Source organism: Pseudarthrobacter sp. rb (genome assembly GCF_056389225.1).
This window is the reverse complement of the sequence record NZ_JBWJAR010000002.1, coordinates 128,231-144,473: the sequence shown is the minus strand read 5'-3', so window position 1 is coordinate 144,473 and position 16,243 is coordinate 128,231. Positions and strand designations below refer to the sequence as shown.

Here is a 16,243-nt window from a genome sequence, read left to right as displayed (position 1 = left end):
GCGCCGAACAGCGCGCCCTTGGCCGGATCCGGTGTACCGCCGCCATCAGCACAGAGAGGGGCCCGGTTTTCGTGCCACATTTGGAAGAGCAAGAACTGTCATGGACCAGCTTGGACCAGCGCGCCGTGGACACCATCCGCGTCCTGGCCGCGGATGCCGTGGAGAAGGTGGGCAACGGCCACCCCGGAACTGCCATGAGCCTGGCCCCGGCCGCATACCTTCTCTTCCAGAAGCTGATGCGCCATGACCCGCGCGATCCGCAGTGGCTCGGCCGGGACCGGTTCGTTCTTTCCCCGGGCCACACGTCCCTGACGCTTTACATCCAGCTTTTCCTTTCCGGCTACGGGCTGGAACTCAAGGACCTGGAGGCCCTGCGCACCTGGGGTTCACTGACCCCGGGGCACCCCGAGTACAAGCACACCGCCGGCGTGGAAATCACCACCGGCCCGCTGGGCCAGGGCCTGGCGTCCTCGGTGGGCTTCGCCTACTCCCAGCGCCGCCAGCGTGGCCTGTTCGACGCCGATGCTCCCGCCGGCGAGTCGCCCTTTGACCACACCATCTGGGTCATCGCCTCAGACGGCGACCTCCAGGAAGGTGTCACCGCCGAGGCGTCCTCGCTGGCCGGACACCAGGAACTGGGCAACCTCGTGGTGATCTACGACGAGAACCACATCTCCATCGAAGACGACACCGACATTGCCTTCACCGAGGATGTCCTGAAGCGTTACGAGGCCTACGGCTGGCACACCCAGCGCGTGGACTGGACCCGGACCGGCGAATACAAGGAAGACGTCCAGGAGCTCTACAGCGCCCTGCTCGCCGCCAAGGCCGAAACGTCCAAGCCCTCCATCATCTCGCTGCGCACCATCATCGGCTACCCCGCCCCCAAGAAGCAGAACACCGGAAAGATCCACGGCTCGGCCCTCGGCGCCGAAGAGGTGGCCGCACTGAAGGAGGTGCTGGGCTTCGACCCGGCCAAGTCCTTCGAGGTGGACCAGGAAGTCCTGGACCACGCACGCGCAGTGGTGGAACGCGGCGCGGCAGAACACAAGGCCTGGGAAGAATCCTTCAATGCCTGGCGCGAAGCCAACCCGGAAGGCGCCGCACTCCTCGAGCGCATCGAGGCACAGGAGCTTCCCGAAGGCCTCGACGCAGCCCTTCCCGTCTTCCCGGCCGGCAAGGACGTCTCCACCCGCGCGGCATCCGGCAAGGTCCTGAACGCCCTGGGCCCGGTCCTCCCCGAACTGTGGGGTGGCTCCGCCGACCTTGCTGAGTCCAACAACACCACCATTGAAGGTTCCCCGTCCTTCGTGCCTGCCTCCAAGCAGACCGGCGCCTGGTCCGGCAACCCGTACGGCCGGGTCCTGCACTTCGGCATCCGCGAGCACGCTGCAGCGTCGATCGTGAACGGCATCAGCCTTGCGGGCAACACCCGTGCCTTCTCCGGAACCTTCCTGATCTTCAGCGACTACCAGCGCCCCGCCATCCGCCTCGGCGCCCTCATGGGTGTCCCGTCGCTGTACGTCTGGACGCACGACTCCATCGGCCTGGGTGAGGACGGCCCCACCCACCAGCCCGTGGAACAGCTCGCTTCGCTGCGCGCCATCGTGGGCCTGGACGTCGTCCGCCCCGGTGACGCGAACGAGGTGGCAGCAGCCTGGAAGACGATGCTGGAGAACCACGCCAACCCGGCAGGCATCGTCCTGACCCGCCAGAACATTCCCACCTGGGAACGCGGCACGGGCGACGCCGACGGCGATACTTTCGCGTCCACGGCAGGCGTGGCAAAGGGCGGCTACGTCCTGGCCGAGGCTTCGAAGGACGGCGCCACGGTTCCGGCTGACGTGATCCTGATCGCCACCGGCTCCGAGGTCCAGCTGGCCGTCCAGGCCCGCGAAGCCCTCCAGGCCGACGGCATCGCCGCCCGCGTGGTGTCCATGCCCTGCGTTGAGTGGTTCAAGAAGCAGGACGCTGCCTACCGCGAATCCGTGCTGCCCGCAGCCGTCAAGGCACGTGTCTCGGTCGAGGCCGGACTGGCCCTGGGCTGGCGCGAATTCGTCGGCGACGCCGGCCGCTCCGTCAGCCTTGAACACTACGGCGCTTCCGCTGACTACAAGCGCCTCTTCCAGGAGTTCGGCATCACGGCAGAAGCTGTCGCCGCCGCCGCCAAGGACTCCCTATCCAGCCTGCAGGCCTGAAACCTCATCTTTTAGGAGATATAACAATGACTACTCCCACCCAGCAGCTTTCCGATGCCGGCGTCTCCATCTGGCTCGACGACCTTTCCCGCGGACGCCTGGAAACCGGCACCCTCCGCAAGCTCATCGAAGAGAAGAACGTGGTTGGTGTGACCACCAACCCGTCCATCTTCCACGCCGCCATCACCTCCGGTACCGACTACGACCACATCATCGCCGGCAAGGCAGCGGAGGGCGCCAGCGTGGAGGACACGATCTTTGAGATCACCACCACCGACGTTGCCGATGCCTGCGACCTGTTCGCCCCGGTCGCTGCCGCCACGAGGGGCGTCGACGGCCGCGTCTCCATCGAAGTCGACCCGCGCCTTGCCTGGGACACCGCAGGAACCATCGCCGAGGCCAAGCACCTCTACCAGCGCGTCAACAAGGACAACGTCCACATCAAGATCCCGGCCACGCTCGAAGGCCTCGAAGCCATCACGGCAACCCTGGCCGAGGGCATCAGCGTCAACGTGACCCTGATCTTCTCCCTGGAGCGCTACCGCGCCGTCATCAACGCCTTCCAGTCCGGCCTGGAGCGGGCCAAGGAAAACGGCCACGACCTTTCGAAGATCCACTCCGTTGCGTCCTTCTTCGTTTCCCGCGTGGACACCGAGATCGACAAGCGCCTCGACAAGATCGGCACCGACGAGGCCAAGGCCCTCAAGGGCAAGGCCGGCCTGGCCAACGCCCGCCTGGCCTACCAGGTCTACGAGGAACTCTTCTCCACCGAGCGCTGGGCCCTGCTGGCCGACGCCGGTGCACTCCCCCAGCGCCCCCTGTGGGCCTCCACCGGTGTGAAGGACCCGGCGTACCCGGACACCCTGTACGTCACCGAACTCGTGGCCCCCGGGGTCGTGAATACCATGCCGGAGAAGACGCTGGACGCCACCTTCGACCACGGCGTGGTCACCGGCGACACCGTCACCGGCACCTATGATGAGGCGAACGCAACCCTCGACGCCCTGGAGAAGCTCGGTATCTCCTACAACGAGGTCGTCGCGCTCCTTGAAAGCGAAGGCCTGGACAAGTTCGTGGCCAGCTGGAAGGAACTGCTGGCCGACGTCGAAGGCGCCCTCGCCTCTGCACGAAAGGCTTCCTAACACCTATGAGCACTCTCAGCTACGACGCCACCGGCGCTGCCCAGGAGGCGCTTGAACAGCACCTCCCCGCCCTCGTCGAGGACCGGATCGCCACCCGGATCTTCGCCAAGGACCACACATTGTGGGGTCCGGACGCCGAATCCGAGTCCGCAATCCGCCTGGGCTGGGTGGAGGCCGCCACCGTCTCACAGCCCCTGGTCAAGGACATCCTGGAACTCCGTGACGCCCTGCGCGCCGAAGGCGTCAGCAGGATCGTCCTCTGCGGCATGGGCGGATCATCGCTGGCCCCCGAGGTCATCGCCGGCACGGCCGGCGTCGAGCTGACAGTGCTGGACAGCACGGACCCGGACCAGGTCCGTGCTGCCCTCGCAGACCGGCTGGCCGCCACCGCCATCGTGGTCTCGTCCAAGTCCGGTTCCACCCTGGAAACGGATTCCCAGCGGCGGATCTTCGAGCAGGCCTTCACCGAGGCAGGCGTGGACGCCAAGAGCCGGATCATCATCGTGACCGACCCCGGCTCACCCCTGGACAAGGCCTCACGCGAAGCCGGCTACCGCGCAGTCTTCAATGCCGATCCCAACGTCGGCGGCCGCTACTCGGCGCTGACCGCGTTCGGCCTTGTACCCTCCGGCCTGGCCGGGGTGGACATCCAGGCGTTCCTGGACGAGGCAGAAGAAGCTGCCGAAATCCTCAACGACGATGCACCGGAAAACATCGGGCTCGCCCTGGGTACTGCGCTGGGCGGGACCAACCCGCTGCGGAACAAGATTGTCATCGCCGAGGACGGGTCCGGCATTGTTGGATTTGCTGACTGGGCTGAACAGCTCATCGCCGAATCCACCGGCAAGCTGGGCACGGGCATCCTGCCGGTCGTCGCAGGCCCGCAGTCCCCGGAAGTCACTTCCGGCGCGGCTGACGTGCTGGTGGTGCGGCTTGTGGCCGCTGATGCCGACATCGAACTCGGCGACAACCAGGTGGCCATCGCCGGCGGCCTTGCCACCCAAATGATGGTGTGGGAGTTCGCCACCGCCGTTGCCGGCCGCCTGCTGGGGATCAACCCCTTCGACCAGCCCGACGTCGAGGCCGCCAAGGTAGCGGCACGCGGACTGCTGGACGCCCAGCCGGAGCCTACGCCGGCCGCATTCGTTGACGGCGCCATCGAGGTGCGCGGCGGCGACTGGCTTGGCGAGGCCGCTACCGCAGAGGGTGCCGTCAAGGCCCTGCTGGGCACCTTGTCCTCCGACAGTTACCTGAGCGTCCAGGCGTACTTCGACCGGTTGGCTTTCGCCGGGCTCGAAGGTATCCGTGATGAACTGGCTGCTGCCACCGGCCGTCCGGTGACGTTCGGCTGGGGCCCGCGCTTCCTGCACTCCACCGGACAGTTCCACAAGGGTGGCCCTGCCATCGGCGTGTTCCTCCAGGTCACTGCCGCCCCGGCGGAGGACCTGGGCATTCCGGACCGGCCGTTCACCTTTGGTGAGCTCATCGCTGCCCAGGCTGCAGGCGACGCCCAGGTCCTGGGTGAGCATGGCCGTCCCGTGCTGCGCCTCCACCTCACCGACCGTGCCGCCGGCGTGGCCCAGCTGCAGGACGTCGTCGCTGCACTGTCCACCCGCGCATCCGCAACCGAAAGCTAAGGCGCAAAAGTAACCATGCCAGAAACTGAATACGGCAGGAAGGGCGCGGGCCGCGGGCGTAATCCGTTGCGTGATCCGCGTGACCGCCGTTTGAACCGGATCGCCGGTCCGTCGTCGTTGGTCCTTTTTGGGGTGACGGGCGATCTTGCCCGGAAGAAGCTGATGCCGGCGGTGTATGACCTGGCCAACCGTGGGTTGCTGCCGCCGAGTTTCGCGTTAGTGGGCTTCGCCCGCCGGGAGTGGGACAAGGAGGATTTCGCCGCCGAGGTGAAGGCCTCGGTGCAGGCGCATGCCCGCACGCCGTTTGATGAGGCGGTGTGGAACCAGCTCTCCGAGGGCATCAGGTTCGTGCAGGGCGAGTTCGACGACGACGCTGCGTTTGAGCGTCTGGGCGAGACGATCAAGGAACTCGACGATGTCCGGGGCACCCGGGGCAACCACGCGTTCTACCTGTCGATCCCGCCGAAGGCGTTCGAGCAGGTCTGCCGGCAACTCTCCAAGCATGGCCTGGCGCAGGCCGATGGCGATAAGTGGCGGCGGGTGGTGATCGAGAAGCCGTTCGGCCATGACCTGGAATCGGCGCGGCAGCTCAATGACATTGTGGAGTCGGTGTTCCCGCCGGACGCGGTGTTCCGGATTGACCATTACCTGGGCAAGGAAACGGTGCAGAACATCCTGGCGCTGCGCTTCGCGAACCAGTTGTTCGAGCCGCTGTGGAACGCCAACTATGTGGACCATGTCCAGATCACCATGGCCGAGGACATCGGCACCGGTGGCCGGGCGGGGTATTACGACGGCGTGGGCGCGGCCCGCGACGTGATCCAGAACCACCTGCTGCAGCTGCTGGCGCTCACCGCGATGGAGGAACCCATCTCGTTCAACGCCGATGACCTGCGGGCGGAGAAGGAAAAGGTCCTGGCAGCGGTCAAGCTCCCGGAGGATTTGTCGACGCATTCGGCGCGGGGGCAGTTCACCGGCGGATGGCAGGGCGGCGAGCAGGTCCTGGGCTACCTGGAGGAAGAAGGCATTCCCGCCGATTCCACCACGGAAACCTATGCCGCGGTCCGGGTGGACATCCACACCCGCCGCTGGTCCGGGGTGCCGTTCTACCTGCGCGCGGGCAAGCGCCTGGGCCGGCGGGTGACGGAGATCGCGGTGGTGTTCAAACGCGCCCCAAACCTGCTGTTCCGCGACCATGGTGAGGACGATTTCGGGCAGAACGCTGTGGTCATCCGTGTCCAGCCGGACGAGGGTGTGACCATCCGGTTCGGGTCCAAGGTCCCCGGCACGCAGATGGAAGTGCGGGATGTGACCATGGACTTCGGCTACGGGCACTCATTCACCGAGTCTTCCCCGGAAGCCTACGAGCGGCTGATTCTGGACGTGCTGCTGGGTGAGCCGCCGCTGTTCCCCCGTCATGAGGAAGTGGAGCTCTCCTGGAAGATCCTTGACCCGTTCGAGGACTACTGGGCGTCCCTGGATGAGCAGCCCGAACCCTACGCACCCGGCTCCTGGGGCCCGGCCTCTGCTGATGAGTTGCTGGCCCGCGACGGACGAACCTGGAGAAGGCCATGATCGTAAACCTGCCCGACACCACCACCTCAAAGGTGTCCAAGAAACTCATGTCCCTGCGCGAGCAGGGCGGCGTGATCGCTCTGGGCCGCGTCCTGACCCTCGTGGTCGTGACCAAGTCAGGGCTTGAGGAAGAAGCGATCGAGGCCGCCAACGACGCCAGCCGGGAACACCCCTGCCGGATCATCGTGCTCGCCGATGCCGGGAAGGACAACGAGGACCGGCTCGACGCCCAGATCCGGGTCGGCGGGGACGCCGGTGCCTCCGAAGTCATCGTGCTGCGCGGCTACGGCCAGCTCGCCCACGAAAGTGAGTCCCTGGTCGCGGCGCTGTTGCTCCCGGACGCGCCGATCGTGGCCTGGTGGCCGCACGGCGCCCCCGAGAACGCCTGCGAAACGTCCATCGGTGCGATCGCCCACCGCAGGATCACCGACTCCGCGAACGAACCCGATCCGCAGGCCGCACTGGAACGGATCCACCGGACCTACAAAGCCGGTGATACCGACCTCGCCTGGACGCGCCTGACCAACTGGCGCATCCAGCTTGCAGCCGCCCTGGACGAGGTGGACTCCTCGCCCGTGACCGCGGTAGCGGTTGAAGGGGCCTCGGACTCACCCTCCACCATCCTGCTGGCAGCCTGGCTCACCCTGACGCTGGACGCCCCCGTCACCATCGTCGCGGACCCCGCCGGGACCGGCATCCGACGTGTGCGGCTGACCCGCCCCGGCGGCGACGTCCAGCTCTTCCGGCCGGGACTTTCCATCGCCGAACTTACCCAGCCGGGCCAGCCCGCCCAGCGGATCTCCCTCCCGCGCCGCAGCCTCCGTGACTGCCTCGCCGAAGAACTGCGCCGTCTGGACCCCGACGAAGTATTTGGCGAAGTGATTACTATTGGACTGCCACGTACCAATCTAAGGAGCGTCCGACCCAGTGAGCGTTGACCCACGAGTAAGCATCCATCCTGATTCGTCCGTCCTCATGGCCGCCATAGCGGCACGCCTGATCACCAAGCTCGTTGATGTCCAGGACAAGTACGGCGAAGCCACGGTGGTGCTCACCGGGGGAACCGTGGGAATCGGCACGCTGAAGGCTGTGGCGGACTCCCCGGCGGCGCCCGCCGTCGACTGGTCCAAGGTCAACTTCTGGTGGGGTGACGAACGCTTCCTCGCTTCCGCAGATCCGGAACGGAACACCAAGCAGGCATTCGACGCGCTGCTGTCCCACATTTCAGTGGACCCGGAGCGCGTCCACTCGCCGGGTTCTTCCGATGAGTTCGATACCCCCGAGGAAGCGGCTGAGGACTACGCCCGCCAGTTGCGGGATGCCGCGGCGGCCGAGCACGCGGCGGACATGTCCGACGACAGGCCCGATGAACCGTCCGCGCTCCCCCGCCTGGACGTGGTGCTGCTGGGTGTGGGTCCTGACGCCCACATTGCTTCGCTGTTCCCGGAGCAGGCCGGAGTCCGCGAGAAAGAGCGCACAGTGGTTGGTGTGCGGAACTCCCCCAAGCCGCCCCCGCTGCGGATCTCCCTGACCCTGCCTGCCATCAACACGGCGGCGGAGGTTTGGATGGTTGTGGCCGGCGAGGACAAGGCTGGAGCCGTGGGACTCGCTTTGGCCGGGGCCAACCCGGTGCAGGTTCCTGCGTCCGGCCCGCGGGGAACGTCCCGGACCCTGTGGCTTATCGACGAGAACGCAGCGTCACGCGTCCCCGAGCAGCTGGTCCGGAAGGACGCCGCGGGCGCGTAGCTTTTCCAGCGCTCCGGCCAGGACGTCTTCGGCGTCCTGGCCGGAGCGCCGTTCTTTAACGTATTCCAGGTGGCTCTTGTAGCCGTCGTCGAATGGGTCATCCGGCGCCGCCGCCTGGCCGTCCCGGGAAGCGGTCGCGCCGCACCGCCGGCAGTCCCACGTCTGCGGAATCTGGTCGTCAGGCATTTTCAGGAACACCGGCTGGGTCTCGTGGCCCCTCGCGCACCAGTAGGACACCCGGATGCGCGGGAGGGGCCGGGAGGACGAGTCGTTGGACTGCAGGCTCGATCCGGAGCCTGCGACAACCCCGGCACGGGTGCCTCGAAAGCCTGATGCTGGATGGACCATGGAAACTCCTGCCTCGACGCGGACACCGGAGCCCTGCAGCTTAAACAAAAACTGTGGCTGCCGGGTAAACCGACAGCCACAGTTTAGATGCCCGGGCCGGGCGGCGGGAGTGCCGCAGGACCCTATCCAGCGGACCCTTTAGGAGTCGCCGGCGCCGCTGAAGCGCATGATCAGACCAAGCCCGATGATCACCACGCCCCAGGTGACGCCCAGGATGATGGTGAAGCGGTTGAGGTTGCGTTCTGCCACGCCCGAGGAGCTGAGGCCTGAGCTCATGCCGCCGCCGAACATATCTGACAGTCCGCCGCCGCGTCCCTTGTGCAGGAGGATCAGCAGCGTCAGCAGGAGGCTGGTGATACCCAGGAGGATCTGCAGAATGACATGAAGAACGTCCACGACGGCCTTTCGGAAGTTGGAATTGCGGGAGTATGCGCTGGCTACGGACTAGTCCGTGACCAGGTGGCTCTCGAACCTGACAATATTAGCAAACTCAGCCGGGTCAAGGCTGGCGCCGCCCACCAGGAGGCCGTCCACATCGCGCTCCTTCAGGATGGCGGCAGCGTTGTTGGCCTTGACCGAGCCGCCGTACAGCAGCCGGGTCTTGGCTGCCACGTCGGCGCCGAAAAGGCTCTCGAGTTCTGCGCGGATGGCGGCGCACATCTCCTGGGCGTCCTCCGGTCCGGCAACTTCACCGGTGCCGATGGCCCAGACGGGCTCGTACGCGACCACCAGTTCGGCTGCCTGCTCGTTGCTAAGGCCAGCCACTCCGGCACGGAGCTGCTGGAGCGTGTGCTCGACGTGGGTTCCGGCCTGGCGGATTTCCAGTCCTTCCCCCACGCAAAGGACGGGGGTGACGCCGTGCTTGAACGCTGCCTTGACCTTGGCGTTGAGGACGTCGTCGGACTCGTTGTGGATGGTCCGGCGTTCGCTGTGGCCCACCAGCACGTACTTGCAGCCGAGCTTGTTCAGGAACTGCCCGGAGATGTCGCCGGTGTAGGCGCCTGAGTCGAACTGCGAGAGGTCCTGGCCGCCGTACGCGACCTGCAGGTCGTCGCCCTGCACCAGGGTCTGGACCCCGCGGAGGTCGGTGAACGGCGGGAAGACGGCCACCTCGACGCGGCTGTAGTCATGCTTCGCGTCGGACAGCGTCCAGGCGAGTTTCTGCAGGAGGGTGATCCCCTGCACGTGGTCCATGTTCATTTTCCAGTTGCCCGCGATGAAGGGCTTGCGGTCGAAAGCGCCGTTCGTTGACGTAGTCACGTAATCTCCAAAAAGTTCTTGATATGTGTTCGGCCGGCAGGCTGCCATGGGCAACCTGCCGGCCGGAGGACTGCGAAGTCCGTTTCTGGCGGACAGCAGCGGTGGTTCTGCAGTCCCGCTTTACCGGTCTGGTTCTAGCGGTCCAGGACGCTGAGGCCGGGGAGTTCCTTGCCTTCGAGGTACTCCAGGCTGGCGCCGCCGCCGGTGGAAATATGGCCAAACTGGTCATCGCTGAATCCCAGGGTGCGTACTGCCGCGGCTGAATCTCCGCCGCCCACCACGGTGAACCCCTCGGTGCCGGTCAGGGCCTGTGCAATGGCGCGGGTGCCTGCAGAGAAGGTCTCGAATTCGAAGACGCCCATCGGGCCGTTCCAGAAGACCGTCCGGGCTCCCTTGATCCGCTCCGCGAAGGCGGCAGCGGTATCGGGACCAATGTCCAGGCCGATGCCCTGGGCACCAAAGCTGCTGCCCTCAATGGCGTCGGCTGCAACCGTTTCGTGCGCAGCGTCGGCAGCGAACTTCTCTGCCACCACCACGTCCGTGGGAACCACGAACTCAGTGCCGGCGTCCGCTGCGCGCTTCAGGTAGTCCTGGACCACCGGGATCTGGTCCTCTTCAAGGAGGCTTGAGGCAACCTTGTGGCCCTGTGCCGCCAGGAAGGTGAAGAGCATGCCGCCGCCCACCAGGATGGTGTCCGCCTTGCCGATCAGGTTGTTGATCACCGCGAGCTTGTCCGAGACCTTGGACCCGCCCAGAACCACCACGTAGGGGCGCTGGGTGTCGGCGGTCAGCTTCCGCAGGACCTCGACCTCGGTGTGCACCAGGTCGCCCTGGTACGACGGGAGCCGGGTGGCGACGTCGTAGACGCTGGCGTGCTTGCGGTGGACGGCACCGAAGGCGTCATCCACGTACGCGCCATTGCTGCCGGTGAGTGCCACCAGCTCGTCGGCGAAGGCGCCCCGTTCGGCGTCGTCCTTGCTGGTCTCCCGGGCATCGAAGCGAACGTTCTCCAGAACGAGTGCTTCACCGTCCTGCAGGGATGCAGCGGCAGCCTTGGCGGCGTCGCCGACGGTATCTGCGGCCAGGGTTACCTTGAAGCCCGCCAGCTCGGCGAGGCGGTCCACTGCGGGGCGAAGGGAGTACTTGTCCTCCGGGGCGCCCTTGGGGCGTCCGAGGTGGGCTGTTACCAGCACGCGGGCACCGGCGTCCGTGAGCTTTGCCAGCACTGGGAGTGAGGCCTTGATGCGGCCGTCGTCAGTGACTGTAGAGCCGTCGAGCGGCACATTCAGGTCACTTCGAACCAGAATGTACCGCCCGCGGACACCTTCAGCGATCAGTTCGTTGAGGGTGTGTGATGTCATGTGTCTAACCCTAGCCCAGCTTGGCTGCTACAAGCTCCGTGAGGTCGACGAGGCGGTTGGAGTAGCCCCATTCGTTGTCATACCAGGAAACAACCTTGACCTGGTTGCCGATGACCTTGGTCAGGCCGGCGTCGAAGATGGACGAAGCGGGGTCGCCAACGATGTCGGAGGACACGATCGGCTCTTCCGTGTAGGTCAGGAAGCCCTGCAGCTCGTCGGACTCGGAGGCACGCTTGAGGGCTGCGTTGACTTCCTCGACGGTGGTTTCGCGGGAGACGGTGACGGTGAGGTCGGTGGCGGAGCCGGTGGGCACGGGAACGCGGATGGCGTAGCCGTCCAGCTTGCCCTTGAGCTCAGGCAGGACCAGGCCGATGGCCTTGGCGGCACCGGTGGAGGTGGGAACCATGTTGATGGCTGCGGCGCGTGCACGGCGCAGGTCCTTGTGCGGGCCGTCCTGGAGGTTCTGGTCGGCGGTGTAGGCGTGCACGGTGGTCATGAGGCCGCGCTCGATGCCGAACTCGTCGTTGACGACCTTTGCCAGCGGGCCGAGGCAGTTGGTGGTGCAGGACGCGTTGGAAATGATGTTGTGCTTGGCGTTGTCGTAGAGGTTGTGGTTAACACCCATGACGATCGTGATGTCTTCGTCCGAGGCGGGAGCGGAGATCAGGACCTTCTTGGCGCCGGCATCGATGTGCTTCTTGGCGTCGGCAGCCTTGGTGAAGAAGCCGGTGGATTCGATCACGATGTCAACGCCCAGTTCGCCCCAGGGGAGGTTGGCGGGATCGCGTTCGGCCAGGACCTTGACCACGTTGCCGTTGACGACGATGTTGCCGTCCTTGACCTCGATGGTTTCCTTCAGCCGGCCGCCGACAGAGTCGTACTTGAACAGGTGGGCCAGGGCTTCGGGGCTGGTGAGGTCGTTGACGGCAACGATCTCGAGATCTGCGCCTTGGGCAAGCGCTGCGCGGAAGTAGTTGCGGCCGATGCGGCCAAAGCCGTTGATACCAATACGGGTCGTCACTTTTACAGTCTCCTTGGTGCTTTGAAAAGCACTACTAGTTGAGCGGGCGTTGAAGCCAACTAACAGATCCCGCACGCCATTGGGCAGAGATGATTTACACGGAGGGCGACCAGCCTCATTGCTGAAGGCTAACCGCCTTCCGTGACCTATCTTACGTTTAACTGGGTCCGCCCCCGCAAGTGCGGGGGCGGACGGTCCACATCCCGGCCCGTTTAAGTCAGAATGTGAAGTTTGTTACAGCGATGTATATCGCACGTCACTACGGGAGAGTGATAAGTCCCGTGGCGTTGGTGCGTGCTGCCTCGAAGCGCTGGGCGACGTCGGCCCAGTTGACGATGTTCCAGAACGCCTTGACGTAGTCGGCCTTGACGTTGACGTAGTCCAGGTAGAAGGCGTGCTCCCACATGTCCAGCATCAGCAGCGGGGTGGTGCCCAGCGCAACGTTGCCCTGCTGGTCGTAGAGCTGCTCGATGACCAGGTTCCCGCCGATGGGCTCGTAGGCCAGGAAGCCCCAGCCCGAGCCCTGCAGGCCGAGGGCCGCGGCGGAGAACTGGGCGCGGAACGCGTCGAAGGAGCCGAAGGCGTCATCGATCGCTGCGGCCAGTTCGCCCTCGGGCTTGTCGCCGCCGTCCGGGGAGAGGTTCTTCCAGAACACGGAGTGGTTGATGTGGCCGCCGGTGTGGAACGCGAGGTCCTTGGAGAGCCGGTTGATGTTGGCGAAGTCGCCCTTCTCGCGGGCCTCGGCCAGCTGGGCCAGGGCGTTGTTGGCGCCTGCCACGTAGGTGGCGTGGTGCTTGCTGTGGTGCAGCTCCATGATCCGCGCAGAGATGTGCGGTTCGAGGGCGGCGTAGTCGTAGCTGAGTTCCGGCAATACGTACTCGGTCACAAAATCCTCCAATATCGTGGACCAGGAAGGCCCGGTTGGTAACTCTTGGATTGTGCATCCGGGCAGCTGGTGCCCGGAATTATTTCTGATTCTATGGGGCGCCTACTCGTCCAGCATTTCAGGCGTCACATTGGCGTCCGTTCCGGGAATGCCCAGGTCAAGCGCCCGCTTGTCCGCCATGGCGAGCAGGCGGCGGATCCGGCCGGCAATTGCGTCCTTGGTCATCACGGGGTCGGCGAGCCGGCCCAGCTCGTCAAGGCTCGCCTGTTTGTGGGCCACGCGCAGCTCGCCGGCGTACTTCAGGTGGTCCGGGACGTCGTCGCCCAGGATTTCCAGCGCCCGGTCCACGCGTGCGCCGGCGGCCACGGCCGCCTGGGCGGAGCGGCGCAGGTTGGCGTCATCGAAGTTGGCGAGCCGGTTGGCCGTGGCCCTGACTTCCTTGCGCATCCGGCGTTCCTCCCACACCATCAGTGCGTCGTGGGCGCCCATGCGTGTCAGGAGCGCGGCGATGGTGTCGCCGTCGCGGATGACGACGCGGTCCACTCCCCTGACCTCGCGGGCCTTGGCCTGAATGTCCAGCCGGCGGGCGGCGCCCACCAGGGCCAGGGCCGATTCCGGACCCGGGCAGGTGACTTCCAGCGAAGACGACCGGCCGGGTTCGGTGAGCGAACCATGCGCCAGGAACGCCCCGCGCCACACGGCTTCGGCGTCTGCGGCCGAGCCGTTGACGACGGCGGACGGCAGGCCGCGCACGGGGCGGCCGCGGCCATCCAGCAGTCCGGTCTGGCGGGCCAGCGCCTCGCCGTCGCGGACCACGCGGACCACGTAGCGGCTGGCGCGGCGGAGCCCGCCGGCGGAGACCACGATGATTTCGCTCTGGTGTCCGTAGACCTCGGCGATGGCGGCGCGGAGCCGGCGTGCAGTGGACGCGAGGTCAACTTCCGCCTCGATGACGATCCTGCCCGAAATGATGTGCAGTCCCCCGGCGAACCGGAGCATTGCGGAGACTTCAGCCTTGCGCACTGATGACTTCTTGATGTCCAGACGGGACAGTTCTTCCTTGACCGATGCTGTCAGTGCCATGGCACCTTCCTAACTGTTCCCAAAAATGTCCTGGTACGCCGTGGCCAGCCGGAGCGGCTCATGGACGGGGCGGCGTCCCGACGCCCCTACTTTACCCAAGACCACCTCCGCGCCGATCATGCCGGCGGCCTTCTCGAACTCCTGCCGGTCCGGTACCGACGCGGGATCGGCCAGGACCACGTCCACGCTGAACTCGGGGGCGTAGCGCCGGAGGACGTGGAGGTGGTCGGCCGCCGACATGCCGCTGGTTTCCTTGGTGTCCGTGGCGAGGTTCATGGTGAGGCAGCGTTTGGCAGGGGTGCTGCACAGTGCCTGCCGCATCTCCGGGAGGAGCAGGTGCGGAAGGACTGACGTGTACCAGGAGCCGGGGCCCAGGACCACCCAGTCCGCCAGTTCGATTGCCGTCAGTGCGTCGGTGCAGGCAGGTGCAGCTTCGGGGAGGAGCCGGACCTCCTCCAGCGAGCCGGCCACGGCACAGCGTGCCTGGCCGTGGATGGTGTGGAGGGCAGTTCCACCGTCGGGTGCGGTGACGCGGACGTCGCCTTCGATGGTGAGCGGGACCGTGGACATGGGCAGCACCTGGCCGCGGGCGCCGAGCAGGGCGCCGGCCCATTTGAGCCCGGCAACGGTATCGCCCAGCAGCTCCCACAGGGTGACGATCAGGAGGTTGCCCATGGCGTGCTCGTCCAGCGAACCGCCGGGCCCCTTCCCGGCACGGAACCGGTGCTGCATGACGTCGCGCCAGGTGCGGCCCCAGTCGGTGTCATCGCAGAGCGCGGACAGGGCCATCCGGAGGTCTCCCGGCGGAAGGACGCCGTACTCCTCGCGAAGACGCCCGGAGGAGCCGCCGTCGTCCGCCACCGTGACCACCGCGGTGAGTTTGGAGGTGAGCAGGCGCAGCGCGGACAGCGAGGCCGCCAGGCCGTGCCCGCCGCCCAAAGCCACCACGTTGGGGCCCTTGTCCTGCTGGCCCGAGCCCTTGCCGGTGGCGGGCGGCACCAGGGGCAGGGCTCCGGTGAACAGGGCCATTATTCGCGGCCCAGATCCCGGTGCGCGGTGGTCACCGTGACCCGCGGATACTGGGCGAGTTTCTTGGAGAGTTCAACCGCGACGGCGACGGAGCGGTGCTTGCCGCCCGTGCAGCCGACGGCGATGGTGGCGTAGTGCTTGTTCTCCCGGCGGTATCCCTCCAGGACGGGTTCCAGGGCCAGGACGTAGCGGTCCACGAAGTTCTTGACGCCCTCGGCCTCCAGGACGTAGTCGCTGACGTCCTTGTCCAGGCCGGTCTGCGGGCGCAGCTGCGGCACCCAGTGGGGGTTGGGGATGAACCTGACGTCGGCCACATAGTTGGCATCGACCGGCAGGCCGTACTTGAAGCCGAAGCTCATGACGTTGAGCCGCAGGGCCACCGGGCCGGTTTCACTGAACAGTTCCGTGATGGCCGTGGCCAGCCCGTGGACGTTGTAGTTGGAGGTGTCGAGGACGACGTCGGAGCTGTCGCGCAGTTCCTGCAGCAGCTCACGTTCGGCGGCAATGCCGTCAAGGATGCGCCCGCCGCCCTGCAGGGGGTGCGGGCGCCTGCCCTGCTCGAACCTCCGGACCAGAACGTTGTCGCTGGCGTCGAGGAACAGGACGCGGAAGGTCACACCGCTGGCGGCCAATGCCCCCAGGGCTGCACGGATATCCGCGAAGAGGCCCTTGCTGCGGACGTCGATCACCACTGCCAGCCGGGGAATCGACTGCGGGGCGTGCGAGACCAGCTCCGCGAGCGTTCCCAGCATCTGCGGCGGCAGGTTCTCCACGACGTACCAGCCGTGGTCCTCCAGCGCATCCGCGGCGGTGCTCCGTCCGGCGCCGGACATCCCGGTGACCACCAGCAGTTCCGCTTCGAGCGGCTTGACGGGCTCCAGCCCGTCGTGGCCCGCTCCGGATCCCGCGGTCGTGTCTGCCATGAAGCCTGCCCCGTTTCCTCGTTGTTCCCGGGGC

Annotated in this window: 15 protein-coding genes; 6 read left to right on the top strand and 9 right to left on the bottom strand. The window is 66.3% G+C overall.

The window, feature by feature from the left end:
• Positions 1–80 precede the first annotated feature (80 nt).
• Genes tkt through pgl form a run of 6 tightly spaced genes read left to right on the top strand, consistent with a single transcriptional unit; the run spans position 81 to position 8,298 of the window.
• Positions 81–2,198 carry a transketolase gene (tkt, locus tag ACWRN3_RS03320; RefSeq protein WP_324641910.1) on the top strand — a complete coding sequence of 706 codons (2,118 nt, stop codon included), beginning with the start codon at positions 81–83 and terminating at the stop codon, positions 2,196–2,198.
• A gap of 26 nt (positions 2,199–2,224) precedes the next feature.
• A complete protein-coding gene (gene tal, locus ACWRN3_RS03315) occupies positions 2,225–3,340 on the top strand; it encodes a transaldolase (RefSeq protein WP_476739868.1) in 1,116 nt (371 codons plus the stop codon).
• A gap of 5 nt (positions 3,341–3,345) precedes the next feature.
• The gene (locus tag ACWRN3_RS03310; RefSeq protein WP_324641909.1) at positions 3,346–4,977 is read left to right on the top strand and encodes a glucose-6-phosphate isomerase; all 1,632 of its coding nucleotides are present in this window, start codon (positions 3,346–3,348) and stop codon (positions 4,975–4,977) included.
• A 15-nt stretch (positions 4,978–4,992) separates the two neighbouring features.
• Positions 4,993–6,552 (top strand): glucose-6-phosphate dehydrogenase, encoded by a 1,560-nt coding sequence (gene zwf, locus ACWRN3_RS03305; protein ID WP_324641908.1) that lies wholly within the window; start codon positions 4,993–4,995, stop codon positions 6,550–6,552.
• Positions 6,549–7,490 (top strand): glucose-6-phosphate dehydrogenase assembly protein OpcA, encoded by a 942-nt coding sequence (locus ACWRN3_RS03300; RefSeq protein WP_255172168.1) that lies wholly within the window; start codon positions 6,549–6,551, stop codon positions 7,488–7,490. The genes zwf and ACWRN3_RS03300 overlap by 4 nt, the downstream gene beginning before the upstream one ends.
• Positions 7,480–8,298 carry a 6-phosphogluconolactonase gene (gene pgl, locus ACWRN3_RS03295; RefSeq protein WP_324641906.1) on the top strand — a complete coding sequence of 273 codons (819 nt, stop codon included), beginning with the start codon at positions 7,480–7,482 and terminating at the stop codon, positions 8,296–8,298. The genes ACWRN3_RS03300 and pgl overlap by 11 nt, the downstream gene beginning before the upstream one ends.
• On the opposite strand, the gene ACWRN3_RS03290 is transcribed toward pgl, so the two are convergent.
• From ACWRN3_RS03290 to rapZ, 9 genes are all read right to left on the bottom strand, one after another.
• Complete coding sequence (locus tag ACWRN3_RS03290) at positions 8,251–8,646, bottom strand: RNA polymerase-binding protein RbpA (RefSeq protein WP_255172167.1); 396 nt, start codon at positions 8,644–8,646, stop codon at positions 8,251–8,253. The two genes, pgl and ACWRN3_RS03290, sit on opposite strands and share 48 nt — an antisense overlap.
• 138 nt (positions 8,647–8,784) lie before the next feature.
• A complete protein-coding gene (gene secG, locus ACWRN3_RS03285; protein WP_159632058.1) occupies positions 8,785–9,042 on the bottom strand; it encodes a preprotein translocase subunit SecG in 258 nt (85 codons plus the stop codon).
• A 48-nt stretch (positions 9,043–9,090) separates the two neighbouring features.
• Positions 9,091–9,906 carry a triose-phosphate isomerase gene (gene tpiA / locus ACWRN3_RS03280; RefSeq protein ID WP_255172166.1) on the bottom strand — a complete coding sequence of 272 codons (816 nt, stop codon included), beginning with the start codon at positions 9,904–9,906 and terminating at the stop codon, positions 9,091–9,093.
• Positions 9,907–10,040: 134 nt separating this feature from the next.
• Positions 10,041–11,267, bottom strand: coding sequence for a phosphoglycerate kinase (locus ACWRN3_RS03275; protein WP_476739867.1), 1,227 nt, complete (start codon positions 11,265–11,267; stop codon positions 10,041–10,043).
• 10 nt (positions 11,268–11,277) lie between these two features.
• On the bottom strand, positions 11,278–12,288 hold the full coding sequence (gap, locus tag ACWRN3_RS03270) for a type I glyceraldehyde-3-phosphate dehydrogenase (RefSeq protein WP_224026039.1): 1,011 nt from the start codon (positions 12,286–12,288) through the stop codon (positions 11,278–11,280).
• Between the two features lie 259 nt (positions 12,289–12,547).
• Positions 12,548–13,174, bottom strand: a complete 627-nt coding sequence (locus ACWRN3_RS03265) for a superoxide dismutase (protein ID WP_159632062.1) — start codon at positions 13,172–13,174, stop codon at positions 12,548–12,550.
• Between the two features lie 102 nt (positions 13,175–13,276).
• Positions 13,277–14,257: a DNA-binding protein WhiA gene (gene whiA, locus ACWRN3_RS03260; protein ID WP_015937022.1), complete on the bottom strand. Its 981-nt coding sequence runs from the start codon at positions 14,255–14,257 to the stop codon at positions 13,277–13,279.
• A gap of 9 nt (positions 14,258–14,266) precedes the next feature.
• Positions 14,267–15,286 (bottom strand): gluconeogenesis factor YvcK family protein, encoded by a 1,020-nt coding sequence (locus ACWRN3_RS03255; RefSeq protein ID WP_476739866.1) that lies wholly within the window; start codon positions 15,284–15,286, stop codon positions 14,267–14,269.
• Positions 15,286–16,209: an RNase adapter RapZ gene (gene rapZ / locus ACWRN3_RS03250; protein WP_159632064.1), complete on the bottom strand. Its 924-nt coding sequence runs from the start codon at positions 16,207–16,209 to the stop codon at positions 15,286–15,288. Before rapZ ends, ACWRN3_RS03255 begins: the two co-directional genes overlap by 1 nt.
• Positions 16,210–16,243 lie beyond the last annotated feature (34 nt).

Excerpts from the sequence above, each read along its gene's own strand:
- tal (WP_476739868.1), top strand. The coding sequence starts at position 2,225 with ATGACTACTCCCACCCAGCAGCTTTCCGATGCCGGCGTCTCCATCTGG.
- ACWRN3_RS03310 (WP_324641909.1), top strand. The coding sequence starts at position 3,346 with ATGAGCACTCTCAGCTACGACGCCACCGGCGCTGCCCAGGAGGCGCTT.
- zwf (WP_324641908.1), top strand. The coding sequence starts at position 4,993 with ATGCCAGAAACTGAATACGGCAGGAAGGGCGCGGGCCGCGGGCGTAAT.
- ACWRN3_RS03300 (WP_255172168.1), top strand. The coding sequence starts at position 6,549 with ATGATCGTAAACCTGCCCGACACCACCACCTCAAAGGTGTCCAAGAAA.
- ACWRN3_RS03290 (WP_255172167.1), bottom strand. The coding sequence starts at position 8,646 with ATGGTCCATCCAGCATCAGGCTTTCGAGGCACCCGTGCCGGGGTTGTC.
- ACWRN3_RS03275 (WP_476739867.1), bottom strand. The coding sequence starts at position 11,267 with ATGACATCACACACCCTCAACGAACTGATCGCTGAAGGTGTCCGCGGG.
- whiA (WP_015937022.1), bottom strand. The coding sequence starts at position 14,257 with ATGGCACTGACAGCATCGGTCAAGGAAGAACTGTCCCGTCTGGACATC.
- ACWRN3_RS03255 (WP_476739866.1), bottom strand. The coding sequence starts at position 15,286 with ATGGCCCTGTTCACCGGAGCCCTGCCCCTGGTGCCGCCCGCCACCGGC.
- rapZ (WP_159632064.1), bottom strand. The coding sequence starts at position 16,209 with ATGGCAGACACGACCGCGGGATCCGGAGCGGGCCACGACGGGCTGGAG.